Source organism: Hymenobacter sp. B1770 (assembly GCF_049896385.1).
In the GTDB taxonomy this organism is placed as follows: domain Bacteria; phylum Bacteroidota; class Bacteroidia; order Cytophagales; family Hymenobacteraceae; genus Hymenobacter.
This window is the reverse complement of sequence record NZ_JAFCUF010000006.1, coordinates 229,110-244,850: the sequence shown is the minus strand read 5'-3', so window position 1 is coordinate 244,850 and position 15,741 is coordinate 229,110. Positions and strand designations below refer to the sequence as shown.

Below are 15,741 nucleotides of genomic sequence, written 5' to 3'. Positions count from 1 at the left end.
TCCCGGTTCGGTTCTAGCCCCGGGGCTGGTGACGGGGCTCATCGCCAAAACCGTCGTAGTCAGGGTCGTCGCTGAAGTCGTGGCCCGCGGAAGTGTTACCACTAAGGCCTTGCAGGAGGCGGTCGGCGGCTTCTTTGTCTTCGCTCACGGCGGCGCTGGGGTTGGTGTGGCCGGGCACTTCGGCCTGGCCTTGGCCCTGCACCTTAGCTAGGGTGTCTTTTACGAGCTTGCTGAGGTCGCCGCCCCACTTCGAAGCAGATTCCCGCAGCTGGGCGCGGGTTTGGTCGCCGGTTTCGGGAGCCAGCAGCAGGCCGGCCACAATGCCAGCGGTAGCACCGGCGATGAGCGAGAAAATAACTTTGCCGTTGTCGTCTTTCATGACATGGAGTAAAATGGGGTTGTTCGCAGTTTTTTATCTAACGGTAAAATGAGCTAGTTGTTAGCCTGCAGCAATAAAACACGTATCCTGCTGACTCGTGCCGGAAAATATCAACAAAAAAGCCCCACACCTTGCGGTGCGGGGCTTTGCAGCAAGTGGGCTAAAAGCCAACTTACATATCGTTCAGCATTTTCGTGATTTCCGATTTGCCTTTGCCGAGCTTGCCTTGCAAGCGGCCTACTAGCTCGTCGCCTTGGCCTTCTGCATAGGTCAGGTCCTCGTCGGTGAGCTGGGCATATTGCTGCTTCAAACGACCTTTGATGTCGTTCCAGTCGCCTTTCAGGCTCAGGGTGCTGCCAGCGCCGGTGAGACCGAGGTCTTCGAGCTTGCCAGCGTATTCTTTAAATTTAGCTTCTAGGTCGGAACCGAGCTTGGTGGCTTGCTCGCCGAGCTGGCCGCTGTATTTAGTAGCAACGCCTTTCCAGCTCTCGCGGGTGGCCGAACCTTTGTCGGGAGCCAATAGCATACCGGCAATGATGCCAGCGCCGGCACCGGCGATAGCGGCTAACAAAATTTTGCCGGCGTTGTTGTCTTCTTCGTGGTACGACATGGTAATGGGTAATGAAGGGTGAATGGGGGTGAAAGATGTTCTAGAGGAGGCGCTGGAGGAAATTCAAAAATAGCATTTTTGATTTAGACCCGCGTTTGGTCTGGCAAGCTATACGGCGGGCAACGCCAGGGGTTGAGCTTAGCGGTAAATTTTCCGTAACATACCGAAGCAGCGGCGTTTGCTTGGCCGTTGACCAACGCTACTTTAGAGGCCTCGGCGTAGATTCGCCGAATCCTTCCTGCTTATGAAAACGCCCCGCCTTGTATTTGCCGCTTTGCTGCTGGCCCTGGGCTGCCAGCGCCAGGCCCCTCCCACGGATACGGCATCGGCCAGTGCTGCGTGCATCGACCCGAGTAAAATCAATCCCGAAGCCATCTGCACCATGCAGTACGAGCCGGTGTGCGGGTGCAATGGCAAGACCTACTCCAACGCCTGTGTCGCCGACAACGCTGGCGTACGCACCTATACCAAAGGCCCCTGCCCGGAAGCCAAGCCGAAGTAAGTGCCCGCCTCATTGCCCGCCAAAGCCCGCTACCGCGACTTCTGCCGCATCGCGCCCGATGTGCCGGTGTTCGCTCAGGCGTGGTACCTCGATGCCTGCGCTGCCGGCGGCCACTGGGACGTGGTGCTGGCCCATGAGCAAGACCGGGTGGTGGCGGCGCTGCCTTACTTCTACAAGCAGAAGGGCCCGTTTCGCTACGTAACCATGCCGCCCTTTGTGAAGATGCTGGGGCCTTACCTGCTGCCCGGGTATCGGGGGGTGCTGAAAAAGGAGCATTTGCTGCTGGAGGAGCTGCTAAAGCAGTTGCCCGAATTTGCGGCCTTCAAGCAGAACTTTTACCCCACCTTCACGAATTGGCTGCCTTTTTACTGGAATAAGTACCGGCAGACCACTTACTATACCTACCGCCTCAGCGGCCTACAAGAGCTGGCGCGGGTAGAGGCGGGTATCAACCGCAACATTCGCCGCAACATTCAGAAGGCGCAGCAGCTGGTGCGGGTGGTGCACAACCGTTCGCCCGAGGAGTTCTACAAGCTCAATAAAATGAGTTTTGACCGCCAGAGCTTGCCCATGCCGTACTCCTGGGTCCAGTTTGAGCAGCACGATGCGGCTCTTGCCGCCAATGGAGCCCGGCAAATGTTCTTTGCCGTGGACGCGCAGGACCGGATTCACTCGGCAGCCTATCTTATTTGGGACAAACAAGCGGCCTACTATCACCTCTCGGGCGACGACCCAGCCCTGCGCGACAGCGGGGCGGGCATCCTGCTTATTTGGGAGGCCATTCGCTACGCCAGCGAAGTGCTGGGGCTGGACTGCTTTGATTTTGAGGGGAGCATGCTGCCAGCCGTTGAGCGGATTAGGGTCCAGTTTGGAGCAGTGCAGACGCCGTATTTCTTTGTCTGGAAATACAATTCGCGCGCTTTTGAGCTACTGGAGAAGCTGAAGCCGTAACCGCTACTGGCACGACCAGTTCCCCTCCTTTTCAAAGATAAGATATTTTGCCGCAGGCAAAATTGAAGTGGTTGAGTCGTTGAACCGAAGGACGGCGGAGCCAACGATGGCAGAAAGAGCCCGACGCTAGTCGTTCGGGTGTTGTTCAACGAGTTTAACCACCCCAGTCCGAGCCTGCGGCTCCAACATCCCCTCCTCAGCTGAGGAGGGAAGTATTTTGTTCTTTCTCCTACTTTACCGCACTTCTAACAATGTCTGAAAAACGCTACGTTCTCAACCCTACTCCTTTTGTAGTTCCGACCACCGACGGCAAGCTCATTGAAGAGCACGTGGGCGGGGCCAGCACTGGCACCTCGGCCTATAGCCTGGCTCACATGGTGGCACCTCCCCATTGGAGCGAGCCCCACCAAACCCCTAGCTTCGATGAGTTCACAATTGTGGTGCGCGGCCGCAAGCGGTTCGAAATCGATGGCGACGTAGTTGAACTGCAGGCCGGGCAGGCGCTGCTCATCAAAGGCGGGGCACGGGTGCGCTACTCCAATCCTTTTGAAGAGGAGTGCGCGTACTGGTCGATTTGCGTGCCGGCCTTCAGCCCCGATACCGTGAACCGGGAGGCGGAGTAAACATGACTGGCGAAACCAACTTGGGGCAGTTGCTGACCAATATGCACCCAGTGCTCAATGCCGGTGAATTTGTCTTCTGCACGGTCGCTACTGATTCGGCTATTCCGGTAGCGGAAACACTCGGCTCGTTTCGGGAATCCGATGGCCTCACGTTGATTATGGCCCGCGAGGTGGCCGATGCTCACGGTTTGGCTTATGATTATGTGTCGGCTTGGATTACGCTGAACGTGCATTCTTCCCTGGCCGCGGTGGGCCTGACGGCTGCCGTTGCCACTGCCCTTACTCAGGAAGGCATCAGCTGCAACGTGGTGGCTGCTTACTATCATGACCATCTGTTTGTGGCCCAAGTTGATGCCGAACGCGTGTTGGCCGCCCTCCGAGCTTTATCGGCTCAAGCAGCGGCGCCATCTTCTAACGCTATTCCGGCCCAGGACTAGGCGCAGCTGAAGGACTTACGTTCAACCCTAACCCAGTACATTTAGCCTCATGGACCAACGCATCATCAACCTCTTCGATGAATACACCCACGCTCCGCTTACCCGCAAGGAGTTTCTGGACCGGCTGGCGAAGCTAGCCGGCGGCACGGGCCTGGCACTGGCGGCCCTTTCAGTGCTGGAGCCGGGCTATGCCCAGGCGGCCACCATCGCGCCCGAGGCCGATAATCTGGAAGCCGAGGAGGTGACCTGGATTGGTGATGGCGCGGCCATGCGCGGCTACCTGGTGCGTCCCAAGGGCCGCAGGAAGCGCGGCGCCGTGGTGGTTATTCACGAAAACCGGGGGCTCACGCCGCACATCAAGGACGTGACGCGCCGCGTGGCGCAGGCGGGATACTTGGCCCTGGGAGTGGACGCACTGTCGCCCTTCGGCGGCACCCCTACCGATGAGGACAAGGGCCGCGAGCTCATTGGCCAACTCGATAAGGCCAAAAACCTGAATAATTACCTAAAGGCCCTGGAGTACCTGCGCGCCCGGCCCGACTGCAATGGCCGCACCGGCGCCGTGGGCTTCTGCTGGGGCGGTGCCATGGCCAACCAGTTGGCCGTGAACGACCCCAAGCTGGACGCTGCCGTGGCTTATTACGGCTCGCAGCCCAAACCCGAAGACGTATCTAAAATCAAAGCCGCGGTGATGCTGCACTACGGCGGCCTCGACGAGCGGGTGAACGCCGGCATTCCAGCTTACGAAGCGGCATTGAAAGCCGCTGGCACCAAATACGAGCTGTATGTGTACGAAGGCGCGAACCATGCCTTCAACAACGACACATCGCCGGCGCGCTACAACGCCGAAGTCGCGAAGCTGGCCTGGGACCGCACCCTTCGACTTTTCAAGGAAAAACTAAGGTAAACCGACGGTTTAGCGGCATCTTTGTCGCAAACACTCGGTATTCATGTCAAGTAAGAAACTACCCGTTTTACTTGCTGCGCTGTTGCTCAAAGTCACCAGTAGCTTGGCACAGGGGGGCCCTGCCCCCAGTCAAGCTCCCCCACCCGACCCTGATTATCAGGAAGTGAGCGTACCGGTGCCGCGCGCCGTTTCGCTGATTATGGATGTGGCCAAGGTTTTAACTACGACAGATTCTAAAAAAGACAAAATCCAGGACTTGGTGGACCGGCGCCGGGCTCGCTCCGAAAAGCAAGACCAAAGCATCATTATCACCATTCCGAAGAATAAATTAACCCGCACTCTGGGGCTGGTGGAGTAGCGAAGTAGTTTAACTACACCGGGCATGAGGACCAACAGGAACGGTGTAGAGACGCGACACGTCGCTTCTCGGCGTTCGCGCCATAAAAACTGCACTTACAGTCACCTTCCTAATACAAGTCGTTCAACGCCGAGACGCGAAGTGTCGCGTCCCTACACAACGTTCTGCAAGCTCTCTTCGCGGCGAGCATAGCTTCAAGAAAAAGCCCCGCTGACCAATGGTCAGCGGGGCTTTTCACGTTTCAGACGTGGAGCGTTTTTTACTGGGCCTTGGGTGGTGTGGGCAGCGCCTTGCGGGGCAGCTTTTGGTCGCGCATGGCGGCGTTGTACACAAACGAGGCCACTACTACGGAAGCCTGCTTGAGGTCTTCGGGAATGAGACGGTCGTAGGTATCCTGGTTGGTGTGGTGGGTTTGGGGGAAGTAGTCGAGGCCATCCTGAATGAACTGGAAGCCGGGCAGGCCCACAGCGTCGAAGGCGATGTGGTCGGTGCTGCCGGTGTTGCGCAGCGTGACGGTGGTGGCCCCGAGGTCGTTGAAGGGCTTTAGCCACTCGCTGAAAATGGGCGCAATGGCTTCGTTGCCCTGAGCGTAGATGCCCCGGATTTTGCCGCCGCCGTTGTCGAGGTTAAAGTAGGCCGTCAGTTTCTCGTGGGCGGGCAGCAGCTTCATAGTTGCGGGGTCACCAAAGTTGTTTTTCACGTAGTTGCGCGAGCCGTGCAGGCCTTGCTCCTCTTCGCCCCACAGCGCAATGCGAATGGTGCGGCGCGGCTTCATGCCAGTGGCTTTGAGAATGCGGACGGCTTCCATCATCACGGCGCAGCCGGCGGCGTTGTCGGTGGCGCCGGTGGCAGCGTGCCAAGAGTCGATGTGGCCACCGAGCATCACGACTTCGCTTTTCAGCTTGCGGTCGGTGCCAGGGATTTCGGCAATGACGTTATAGCCCTTCAGGTCCTGGGCCTGGAAACGGGTTTTGGTTTCCATCTCCACTTCTACCGGAATTCCGGCGTTTACCAGGCGAATCAGGCGCAACTGGTCTTCGATGGTCATTTCAATCTCGGGCAGCACCGGCTTGGCGTCGGCGGCGTATGACGCGCCGTTGGTGGTGTTGAAGGTGCCGTAGATGCCGCCCCGGGCGCTGAGCACTGCAGCCGCGCCTTCGCTTATGAGCATATCGGCGGTTTTGGTGCGGAGTTCGGCCTGGGCGCGGCGGGCGGCCATGGCGGCGGCATCGGGCATGTTGGCAGCCGGGCGCGGCGCGGCGGGGTCAGCCATCTTTTGCAGGTCCTCGTCGGAATAGCGGCGCAGGTCGGGGTCGGTGCTGGGCTTGGGCGGGGCGGGCACGTCCATCACCACGATTTTGCCGCGCACCTGGCCTTTGTATTTGTCGAGGTCGGCTTCGGTGGTGGCGGATTTCATCACCACCACGGGCAGGCGGAGGGTGCCGGGCGTACTGGGCGTCCAAGCTTTGGGGGCGCCCACCATGGTGTGGTAGTAGGGCGCGGTCATGGCCACGTACGACTTCTCGATGTCCCAGCCGCGGCCGAAGTCGCCCCAGGGCTCAATGTTGGCATTGGCGAGGCCGTACTGAGTAAGCTGCTTTTTGGCCCACTCGTTGGCGCGCTTCAGGCCGTCGGAATTGGCGAGGCGCGGGCCACTCACGTCGGTGAGGTAGAAAGCGGTTTCCATCACCTTGGAGCGGTTCATGCCCTCGTCCCGGATTTTGGCAAGCGCAGCCGCGTCTGTTTTTTCAGTGGATTGCGCCGCGGCGGGCGTCCCGCTGGCCCAGGCACCGGCCAGGGCAAGAAGCACTAGTTTATTCATCGAGAAAAGCATTGCTGTGGGTTAGGATGCCTAAGGTAGGCATTGAACAGGGCCTTTACCACGGCTTGGCAGGGCATATGGGCCAATCTTGGGGATAAAAAGGGGGAAAGCCAGCAGCCAAATTGTCGGTCCCGTCTGTGGATTCAGGCCGTTGGTCGGTGCTTCCACCCTACCCGTCCGGCTTTAAGCTGTTGGGCTGATTTCGGGCCGATGGTTTGCAAATACTCCGGCAGAACGAGTCGATTTGTTCAGCGCCGGAAAGGCCAAATTATCTCAACCACCCATTATCTCTCTCGAATCATGAAATCCTTTTTGATGCCCCTGATGGCCGCTTTCGCCCTCACCGTAGGAACTGCCGCCGCCCAAACCACCACCCAAACCGCTCCCGCCAACGGCTCGCAAGATGGCCGCGGCTACGGCCGCAGCCAGGGCACGCCCGAAGAGATGGCCAGCCGCCAAAGCCAGCGCATGGCGCAGGAGTTGGGACTAAGTGCAGACCAAACCACCCGCGTGCAGCAAATTTTGCTGGCCCGCAGCCAAGAGCGGCAAGCCATGCGGGGCCAAGGCCGCGGCGCCACCAACCGCGACCAGATGCGCACGCAAATGGAAGCCAACCGCACCAAGTACGACAACCAGTTCAAGGAAGTGCTGACCACCGACCAGTACACCAAGTACACCGCCACGCAAGCCGACCGCATGCAGCGCGGCGGTGGCCCCGGCCGGGGCTTTGGCCAGGGCGACGGCGTTGAGAAAGTCAAAATCAAAGGCGACAAAGTCAAAGTGAAGGGCACCAAAGCCGATAAAGAAGCTGCCAAATCAGCTAGGAAAGCTAACAAGTAGGCCTTCCTGCGACGTGCAAAAACAGAAAAGCCGCTACCAATTGGTAGCGGCTTTTCTGTTTTTGCACGTCGCAGGAAGTGGCGAGCTAAGCGGGTTGCAGGCTTCGCGTAATACCCAATTCCAGCCCGCGCAGCTCGGCTAGCCCACGCAAGCGGCCGATGGCAGAATAGCCCGGATTGGTGCGCTTGTGCAGGTCGTCGAGCATTTGGTGGCCGTGGTCGGGGCGCATGGGCAGGCTGACCTGGCGCTGGCGCATGACGGCGATGAGCTCGCGCATCACGCTGTACATGTCCACATCACCCTCCAGGTGATTGGCTTCGTAGAAGTTGCCGTTGGCATCGCGCTGGGTGCTGCGCAGATGAATGAAATGGATGCGGTCGGCAAACTGACGCACCATGCCGGGCAGGTCGTTGTCGGCGCGCACACCGAAAGAGCCCGTGCAGAAGCACAGGCCGTTGCTCAGCGAGGGCACGGCCGCAACCAAAGCTGCCACGTCTTCGGCCGTGCTCACCACGCGGGGCAGGCCCAGAATGGGGTAAGGTGGGTCGTCGGGGTGAATGGCCAGGTTGATGCCTACTTCTTCCGCCACCGGCATAATAGCCTGCAGAAACAGAATCAGGTGCTCGCGCAGCTTGGCCGCGTCGATGCCCTGGTAGGCATCAAGAGCCTGCTGAAACTGCTCTAGGGTGAAGCTTTCTTCGCTGCCGGGCAGGCCGGCAATGATGTTGCGCTGGAGTTGCCGCTGGTCCGCGTCGCTCATACCAGCCAGGCGAGCTTCGGCCTGGGCGAGTTCCTGAGCGGTGTAGTCTGCCGCCGCGTTCGGGCGTTTGAGCAGGTGCGTGTCGAAGGCCACAAAGGCAGCTCTTTCGAAGCGCAGGGCCTTGGAGCCGTCTTCTACCTCGTAGGCCAGGTCGGTGCGGGTCCAGTCGAGGACGGGCATAAAATTGTAGGTGACGGTGCGGATGCCGCAAGCAGCCAGGTTGCGCAGCGACTGCTGGTAGTTGGCGATGTGTTGCTGGTAATGGCCGGTGCGGGTCTTGATTTGCTCGTGCACGGGCACGCTTTCCACCACGCTCCAGGTGAGGCCAGCAGCGGCTACCTCGGCCTGGCGCTGCTGGATTTCGGATACGGGCCACACCACGCCATTGGGGATGTGATGCAGGGCCGAGACGACATCAGTAGCGCCGGCTTGGCGGATGTCGGAGAGGCTGACCGGGTCGTTGGGGCCGTACCAGCGCCAGCTTTGAATGATGAGCATTGGGGAAGTGCTTTGCCTGTTTCGCTTAAACAATAGTGTTAAGCGCCGCCAAAAAGCGTCTAAACATAACCGTCTGTCGCGATATGTGAGAGTAAGTTGGCAGGTTTTGTTCAGTAGCAGGCGTACTACGAACGTGCGTTATCCGCTTGGCTAACGCGAAGAAAGCGGTTACTCGCCCGGAGATTTAGTCCTGTTCAGTTTTGCACGGGCTCGCCTTGGGTGCATTAACCACGCTTCTGAAAAAGCAAGGCCAGTATTCGGGGGGGGAGTAGTGGCCTGGCCCTCATCATCGAACAACTCCCGGAATTCAACGCACGCTAGCCCATTGCTCCTAGCCGCAGCCATGTACTCCGAAGCGTGGTGAATAAAGGCTTCTATTTTAACCCGTCCGGTCTCCGTTTCAAATCGGGCCTGGCTGCCCAGGTATTGTTTGAAAGGATGCAATTCGCCCACGTAGAAAAAGCCGCCTGAGCGCAGCGCCCGACTGGCTTGCTGAAACACCAAATCCAAGTTCGGAACATGCTCCAGAATCAGGCTACACGTAATCAAGTCAGCCGGAGAAGTTACAAAGTCCCACTCGGTGGTGATATCTGCCTGCTGAAAGGCAATGTTGTGATTCACAACCTTCGCCTTGGCAGCTTCCAACATGGCCGCTGAGAAATCCACTGCGGTTACCTTGGTTGCCCGGGTCGCTAACCAGTCGGTGTTTTTGCCGGTCCCGCAGCCAATTTCCAGCACGCTTGCGAAGGACAGCGGCGCCAGTACCTGCTGCAAGGCCCTGGCCTCGAGGTCGCGGGTTTTATTGGGAACAGCGTCGTAAGTAGACGCCCATTTGTTGTATGCGGCTTGAACCCTCATGGCCTTAATATGGCAGGAGACCAAGAAAGAATAAGCAATAATTGCAGGGAGCTTTATGCAATTGTTTTCGCTTCTTTTTCAATCAATAAAGGCGTGTTCATCGAAGCCATGTGATTCAGCAAAGCGTAAATAAAAAGAATTACGCCCGTCATTTCCAACAACTCCTCTACACAATACAGCAGCTCATTATAAATGTGCTCTAACCCGTATTTCTTGTAGAAATAACCTTCAGCTAACTCCAAGCCAACGGCTCCAAAAACGAACATAAATCCAGCTAAAATAATCAGACTACGCGTTTTTTTCGGCAGCCGGATTACGAATGGCAGGAAGTAAGCAACAATTATTACAAATGCAATAAAATAAGGCACAACCCACGCCCAATACAGGAGCCCGGACAAATCAGAAGCCAATTTTGGACGTACGACCTCGGCCACTACTTCATGAATCTGGGTGTTTTCATCAATGGCCAGAAACACAAATACCAAGCTCAACAGGAACTACCGGGACTTCGCGTAATTATTTCCTTGATGCTTGCATATAACGTACAGAAGGAGCAGTAATCCCGCAGCTCCTATCAAAAGAACAGAAGAGAAAAAACTAGGGAAATTGCTTTCGTAATTGAAGTTAAAGAATTTATCAAAATACCAGAAAATTTTGGTTTGATTAGCTGTCGTATGCTTCAAAACCATTGCTGCAATGTTGGCTAACAAAAGCAGGGATGTTATTGCTAACAACCACTTGGTAATCTTCAGTGGAGACAGGGCAACGGGCACTGCTTCCTTGTTAATGGCCGCTCTGGTCAAAGGCTTATCAAGTTGGTACAGATTCTCCATAGATTTCGGGAATAGTAGTGGCTTCATTTAATATGATAATTCATATCCTTACGCCATACGCATGAGTGAGCACAACCGCTGCACTTTACATGAATATATGCTGATAGTTGCTAAATTCATAACAAATTGTTATGTTTTCACAATAATTGAACCCTCGCGAAGTCTGATGCAATGGCACTAACCTCAACTGTAAGACGAGGTGGCTGTATTGCCTAATGTATGGTCATACAGCGCGTAGCGAAGCATGAACACCTTTTTTGCACATTGGCAACATACATCAGGGAGCAAGGTTGCTTTTCATGGCGAATACGCCAGGGGTATGCAACGAATCGCAACGCGGGCTGTGCGTCTTCGCGGTGCCGAACTCAGCTACGGCTGCTATTTCCCACCTTCTCCCCCACCAGCTTATCCGGCGTAATGGGCAATTCGCGGATGCGTTTGCCCGTGGCGTGGTACACGGCATTGGCCACGGCGGCGGCAAAACCTATCATGCCGATTTCGCCCAGGCCTTTGGCGCCCATGGGGTCGAGCAGCGGGTCGGGCCGGTCGATGAACTCGACGGTGATATCCGGCAGGTCGGCATTGACGGGAATGTGGTACTCAGCTAGGTCATGGTTCACGAAGCGGCCGTAGCGGTGGTCGAGGCGGGCGTCTTCCATCAGGGCCATTCCTATGCCCCAGGTCACGGCGCCGTACACTTGGCTGCGGGCAGTTTTTAGGTTCATGAGCTTGCCGGCATCTACCACCGACACCACCCGGCTCACGCGCACCGCACCGGTGAGCGGGTGCACCTGCACCTCCACAAAACTGGCGCAAAACGACTTGCCCGAGTGCTTCTCCATCTCGGGCCCGCCCTTCGATTCTTTGGTGACTTCCAGCAAAGGCATCTGGTGGTGCTTCAGCACCTCGGCGTAGGTGATGCGGCTGGCGGCGCGGCCGGCTACCTGCAGGCTGCCATTATCTGTCACCATATCCGCCGCCTTCGCCCTACTCAGGGCCGACTTGGGCATTCGCCGGGCCAGGGCCAATAACTGCTGTTTCAAGGCCGCGCAGGCATCGTGCACGGCTGAGCCCACCGAGGCCGTGGTGTGCGAGCCCGCCTGAATGGGCGCGGGCGGCAGCGCCGAGTCGCCCAGCTCGAAGCGGATGTTGGCGGGGGCCACGCCGCTGGCATCGGCGGCAATTTGGGTCATAATGGTGCCGGTGCCGGGGCCCGTATCGGCGGTGGCGCTTTGCACCAGCAGGGTGCCGTCGGCTCGCAGCTGAGCGCGGGCGGTGGCGGGCCGCCGCTCGGATTTGTAGATGCCCGAGCCCATGCCCCAGCCCACGAGGTACTCGCCGTCCCGCATGGAGCGGGGCGCGGGCGTGCGCTTGCTCCAGCCGAAGAGGGCGGCGCCGCGCTCGTAGCAGGCGCGTAGGTGCTTGCTGCTCCAGGGCTGGTCTTTTTCGGGGTCGGTATCGGCGTAGTTTTTCTGGCGCAGGGCCAGCGGGTCCATGTTCAAGGCATAGGCCAGCTCGTCCATCGCCGATTCGAGGGCGAAAGAGCCGGTGGTTTCGCCAGGGCCGCGGGTCCAGCAGGGCGTGCTCAGGTCGAGCGGCACCAGGCGGTAGGTGGTGTTGATGTTGGGCGTGCGGTAGGCCGTTTTGGTGGGGTGCACGATGCGCTCGGCAAACTGCTCATGGCGCGAAGTCATGCCGAAGGCTTCGTGAGTCACTCCCACCAGCGTGCCGTCGGGCAGGGCGCCCAGGCCCACCTTCTGGATGGACTGCGGCCGGTAGCCCACCATGTTGAACTCCTGGTCGCGCCGGCCCATCACCTTCACGGGGCGCCCCACCACTTTGGCACCCAGAATGGCGGCCATCTCGGGCGGCCAGACGCGCGACGAGCCCCCAAACGCCCCGCCCACAAACGGCGAGTGAATGCGCACGTTGGCCTCGGGCAACTGAAACATGCGCATCAGGTCTTCCTGGGCCAGTTTGGGGGCTTGGGTTTTGTTGTACACGGTCAGCCGGTCGCCCTGCCAGAGGGCAATGGCGGCGTGGGTTTCCAGGGGGTTGTGCACGTGCACCGGCGTGCGGTATTCTTGCTCCACTTTCACCGGCGCGGTGCGGTAGGCATTAGCCTGGCCGCGGGCGTGGTCTTTCTCTTTGGCGGGCACCAGGTTGGTGCCGAGGCTGGCGGCCAGGTTGGTTTGGTGGGGGGCCCGCTCGTATTCGGCCCGCACCAGCGTGGCGGCGTGCTGGGCGCGCTCCAGCGTATCGGCAATGGCTAGGGCAATGGGCTGGTTGCTGAAATGAATCTGGTCGTCGAAGAACAGGCGAAACTCCTGTCCTTCCACCCGCGGGTTGTGGTTGGTTTCGGCCGTTTGGTAGCCGGGCACCTTGGGCGAGTTCAGGTGCGACACGATGGCCAGCACGCCCGGCGCCCGCTCGGCCGCTGCGGTGTCGAGGCGCCGGATGCGGCCCCGGGCAATGGCGCTGGTCACCAGCACACCGTGCACGCAGCCAGCTACCGGGTGCTCGGCCGCGTAGCGGGCCTGGCCGGTAACTTTCAGGCGGCCATCTACGCGGTTGAGAGGCTGGCCGGTGTGAGGCGCGGCGGCAAGGGGCTGGTTTTCCATAGCGGTCGGTGTAATGACGTTAAGTCTTTACGGTGCAGCTAGGACGGCGTTTAAATGATTTTCAGCAAGCTATATGGCAACTAGCGCGAGTTACGCTGCGCTAAACTCGCGCTAGTTGCCCAGACCTAAGGCGGGACGCTCCGCAGCAAAATGAGCAGGCGGCGCAAAGCCAGCTGCTGCGCAAAAGCTCCCGCATCATCCCTACTGCCGCAATACCCCAGCAAAGTGCAACCTGAACAGTAGTCAGAACAATAGTTGGAAAAAGTCCAAACAGACCTAAAAGTTGCCCTGCGTTTCTGTACCAGCCTTTCTTCGGCTCGTATAGGGCTGCAGCATTCACTGAGCTGCGGCATGGAAATTCTCATCATCTTGCTATTGGCCATTCTGAACGGCGTGTTTTCCATGTCGGAAATTGCGCTGGTTTCCTCCCGGAAGAGTAAGCTGGAAACGGAAGCCCAGCAGGGCAATGCCCGGGCGCAGGCGGCCCTGGACCTGAGCAACGAGCCCAACCGATTCCTGTCCGCGGTTCAAATCGGAATTACGCTTATTGGCATCCTGATGGGGGTATTCAGCGGGGCGGGCCTCACTACCACCGTGCAGCGCTGGGTTGCTGGCATCGAGCTGCTGCGCCCCTACAGCCACAGCATTGCCGTCGTACTCACCGTCGGGCTGATTACCTACCTCTCGGTGGTGGTAGGCGAGCTGCTGCCCAAGCGCATTGGCCTCACCAATCCCGAAGGCATCTCCAAGGCGATGGCCGGGCCCATGTCGATGCTGGCCCGCTTGGCCGCCCCTTTCATTTGGCTGCTGGAGTCGTCCAGCAACCTGCTAATGCGCATCCTGCCTATCAAAGCCACTGAAGACAACAAAGTGACGCTAGACGAAATCCGGTCGATGGTGCGGGAAGGAGCCTCCGAAGGCACGATTCCGGAAGTCGAGAACAACATTGTCAACAACGTCTTTAACCTGGGCGAGCGGCGCCTGGGCTCGCTCATGACCGCCCGGCACGACATTGTGTGGCTGAACCTGAACGATGACGTGGCCACCAACAAGCAAAAGGTGTTGTCGCGGGTTTCGTCGATGTACCCGCTTTGCCAAGGCACCCTGGACGATATACAGGGCGTCGTCTTTCTGGCCGACTTGCTAAAGCCCAGCCTCGATGAGCAGTTGGCTCGGTTGCCCGAGCTAAAGAAAGACCCGCTGTACTTGCCCACTAATAGCAAAGCCTACCAGGCACTGGAGCAGTTCAAAGAGGCCCGAATGCACCAGGGCATTGTAGTCGATGAGTTCGGCGACGTCATGGGCATGGTCACCATCAACGACCTGTTTGATGCCCTGGTGGGCGACGTGCCCCTGCCCGACGAAAACGAGCCGGCCATCGTGCAGCGCGAAGACGGCAGCTACCTCATCGATGCACAGCTGCCCTTTGCAGAGTTTGTGGAGCGTTTTGCTATTTCGACCGCCGGGGAGGAAGGCCTCGTGGGTTTCCACACTCTGGGCGGCTTTGTGCTGCACATCCTGAGCGCCATTCCCAAAGCCGGTGAACAATTTACCTGGCAGGGCCACCAATTCGAAGTCATTGACGTCGACAAGAGCCGCATTGACAAGATTCTATTTCGGGAAAAAGCCGATGCTCCCGCTCCGATGGCTGATGCTGAACCAGTCAAGGCTGGTTCTTAAGATGAAATACTTGGTCCTGCCTGTCCAGATTGAGACCTAATTTGCACGTCCAATCTATTCTGGATTAACAAGCGCATCTATAGAGCAACGCAGCATTTGCCGGCTAAGGTTACATAACCAAGTAAATCCTGCATGCCCTTTACTAATTCAACATTAAATAATGTCTAATTTTTCGAGTGGCACCACACAAGAGAACATAGGTAAACTGCCCAGTGCGCTAAGAGGGTGTTTGGGATTTAAGCTGGGCATAATCGGTTGAGGCACATGGTTGAGTTGGCAATCAGCAACCACGCTTGGTGGCTGGCCGGGGTAAACTCGTAGTCGACGGCCAGGCGCCGAAAACAGGCCAGCCACGCAAACGTGCGCTCGACGACCCAGCGCTTGGCCACGGGCACGAAGCCGCGCGCACTCGGCGGCCGGCTGGCCAGTTCGTGGCGCAGGCCCAGGGCCTGCAGGTGGGCGGCAAAGCCGCCCCGGCAGCCGTTGTCGGTGAGCACCGTGACCAGGCGCTGTGGCCCCAGTCGGGGCGTCGCGGCAGCAGGCCCTGCGTGGCCGCTGTGCCGTCGTGGCCGTTGGCCGCGTGCACGTAGCAGGCAAATACGCGGCCTTCCGCGTCGGTGACAAGCTGCCGTTTGCGGCCGTTGACGTGCTTGCCGCCGTCCGTGCCCCGGTGCTCGAAAATGCGCGGGGCCAGCTTCACGCTTTGGCTGTCGACGCACACGAGCGAGGGCGTCGCGGCCCGGTCGGCCGCCAGGCGGTCGGCCCGGTTCAGCGCCTCGTTGAGGTGCGCCCACACGGCGGGCTGCCAGCGCCGGAAATAGTAGTACACGGCCGTCCAGGCCGGGAAAGTAGCCGGCAGGGCGCGCCATTGGCAGCCGGTGCGGCAGACGTAGCGCACGGCGTCAAGCACGCGCCGCAGGCACAGGCGCCGGTTGCCGTGCACGGGCAAGAGCGGCTGCATAACTTGCCACTGCGGGTCAGTAAGGGGTTGATAGCCGTCAACCATAAAGCGTCCGGGAGCCTAGGAACTCCCGCCGCAACTTACTGGCTCGTTTTTATTTA

Annotated in this window: 17 protein-coding genes; 8 read left to right on the top strand and 9 right to left on the bottom strand. The window is 58.8% G+C overall.

Annotated features, from left to right (window positions below; translation table 11 throughout):
- Window positions 1-13: 13 nt before the first annotated feature.
- Together ACP7AJ_RS14015 and ACP7AJ_RS14010 are read right to left on the bottom strand one after the other, a co-directional pair.
- Window positions 14-379, bottom strand: a complete 366-nt coding sequence (locus ACP7AJ_RS14015; RefSeq protein WP_426060833.1) for a YtxH domain-containing protein — start codon at window positions 377-379, stop codon at window positions 14-16.
- A 172-nt stretch (window positions 380-551) separates the two neighbouring features.
- Window positions 552-989, bottom strand: coding sequence for a CsbD family protein (locus ACP7AJ_RS14010; RefSeq protein ID WP_092673350.1), 438 nt, complete (start codon window positions 987-989; stop codon window positions 552-554).
- 244 nt (window positions 990-1,233) lie between these two features.
- On the opposite strand from ACP7AJ_RS14010, the gene ACP7AJ_RS14005 reads away from it, so the two are divergent.
- The 6 genes from ACP7AJ_RS14005 (at window position 1,234) to ACP7AJ_RS13980 (ending at window position 4,767) form a co-directional block, all read left to right on the top strand.
- Complete coding sequence (locus ACP7AJ_RS14005; protein WP_426060832.1) at window positions 1,234-1,491, top strand: Kazal-type serine protease inhibitor domain-containing protein; 258 nt, start codon at window positions 1,234-1,236, stop codon at window positions 1,489-1,491.
- Window positions 1,492-2,442 carry a GNAT family N-acetyltransferase gene (locus tag ACP7AJ_RS14000; protein ID WP_426060831.1) on the top strand — a complete coding sequence of 317 codons (951 nt, stop codon included), beginning with the start codon at window positions 1,492-1,494 and terminating at the stop codon, window positions 2,440-2,442.
- A 251-nt stretch (window positions 2,443-2,693) separates the two neighbouring features.
- Complete coding sequence (locus tag ACP7AJ_RS13995) at window positions 2,694-3,065, top strand: cupin domain-containing protein (protein WP_426060830.1); 372 nt, start codon at window positions 2,694-2,696, stop codon at window positions 3,063-3,065.
- Between the two features lie 2 nt (window positions 3,066-3,067).
- Window positions 3,068-3,502, top strand: a complete 435-nt coding sequence (locus ACP7AJ_RS13990) for an ACT domain-containing protein (RefSeq protein WP_426060829.1) — start codon at window positions 3,068-3,070, stop codon at window positions 3,500-3,502.
- Between the two features lie 49 nt (window positions 3,503-3,551).
- The gene (locus ACP7AJ_RS13985; RefSeq protein WP_426060828.1) at window positions 3,552-4,409 is read left to right on the top strand and encodes a dienelactone hydrolase family protein; all 858 of its coding nucleotides are present in this window, start codon (window positions 3,552-3,554) and stop codon (window positions 4,407-4,409) included.
- Window positions 4,410-4,452: 43 nt separating this feature from the next.
- Window positions 4,453-4,767, top strand: a complete 315-nt coding sequence (locus ACP7AJ_RS13980) for a hypothetical protein (RefSeq protein ID WP_426060827.1) — start codon at window positions 4,453-4,455, stop codon at window positions 4,765-4,767.
- Window positions 4,768-5,026: 259 nt separating this feature from the next.
- Here ACP7AJ_RS13980 and ACP7AJ_RS13975 read toward each other — a convergent pair whose 3' ends face one another.
- Window positions 5,027-6,589, bottom strand: a complete 1,563-nt coding sequence (locus tag ACP7AJ_RS13975) for a M28 family metallopeptidase (RefSeq protein ID WP_426060826.1) — start codon at window positions 6,587-6,589, stop codon at window positions 5,027-5,029.
- 300 nt (window positions 6,590-6,889) lie between these two features.
- Between ACP7AJ_RS13975 and ACP7AJ_RS13970 the strand changes: the two genes are divergently transcribed.
- Window positions 6,890-7,429, top strand: a complete 540-nt coding sequence (locus ACP7AJ_RS13970; RefSeq protein ID WP_426060825.1) for a hypothetical protein — start codon at window positions 6,890-6,892, stop codon at window positions 7,427-7,429.
- Between the two features lie 85 nt (window positions 7,430-7,514).
- Here the strand turns inward: ACP7AJ_RS13970 and uxuA are convergent, their stop codons facing one another.
- From uxuA to ACP7AJ_RS13945, 5 genes are all read right to left on the bottom strand, one after another.
- Window positions 7,515-8,687 (bottom strand): mannonate dehydratase, encoded by a 1,173-nt coding sequence (gene uxuA, locus ACP7AJ_RS13965; RefSeq protein ID WP_426060824.1) that lies wholly within the window; start codon window positions 8,685-8,687, stop codon window positions 7,515-7,517.
- A 168-nt stretch (window positions 8,688-8,855) separates the two neighbouring features.
- Complete coding sequence (locus ACP7AJ_RS13960; protein ID WP_426060823.1) at window positions 8,856-9,569, bottom strand: class I SAM-dependent DNA methyltransferase; 714 nt, start codon at window positions 9,567-9,569, stop codon at window positions 8,856-8,858.
- A 29-nt stretch (window positions 9,570-9,598) separates the two neighbouring features.
- Window positions 9,599-10,021, bottom strand: a complete 423-nt coding sequence (locus tag ACP7AJ_RS13955) for a hypothetical protein (protein WP_426060822.1) — start codon at window positions 10,019-10,021, stop codon at window positions 9,599-9,601.
- A gap of 21 nt (window positions 10,022-10,042) precedes the next feature.
- Complete coding sequence (locus tag ACP7AJ_RS13950) at window positions 10,043-10,405, bottom strand: hypothetical protein (protein ID WP_426060821.1); 363 nt, start codon at window positions 10,403-10,405, stop codon at window positions 10,043-10,045.
- A gap of 338 nt (window positions 10,406-10,743) precedes the next feature.
- Complete coding sequence (locus tag ACP7AJ_RS13945) at window positions 10,744-12,999, bottom strand: xanthine dehydrogenase family protein molybdopterin-binding subunit (protein ID WP_426060820.1); 2,256 nt, start codon at window positions 12,997-12,999, stop codon at window positions 10,744-10,746.
- 351 nt (window positions 13,000-13,350) lie between these two features.
- On the opposite strand from ACP7AJ_RS13945, the gene ACP7AJ_RS13940 reads away from it, so the two are divergent.
- Entirely contained in the window at window positions 13,351-14,679 is a 1,329-nt protein-coding gene (locus ACP7AJ_RS13940) for a hemolysin family protein (RefSeq protein WP_426060819.1), read from the top strand.
- A gap of 280 nt (window positions 14,680-14,959) precedes the next feature.
- Here ACP7AJ_RS13940 and ACP7AJ_RS13935 read toward each other — a convergent pair whose 3' ends face one another.
- Window positions 14,960-15,685 (bottom strand): IS5 family transposase, encoded by a 726-nt coding sequence (locus ACP7AJ_RS13935; RefSeq protein ID WP_426060818.1) that lies wholly within the window; start codon window positions 15,683-15,685, stop codon window positions 14,960-14,962.
- Between the last annotated feature and the right edge of the window lie 56 nt (window positions 15,686-15,741).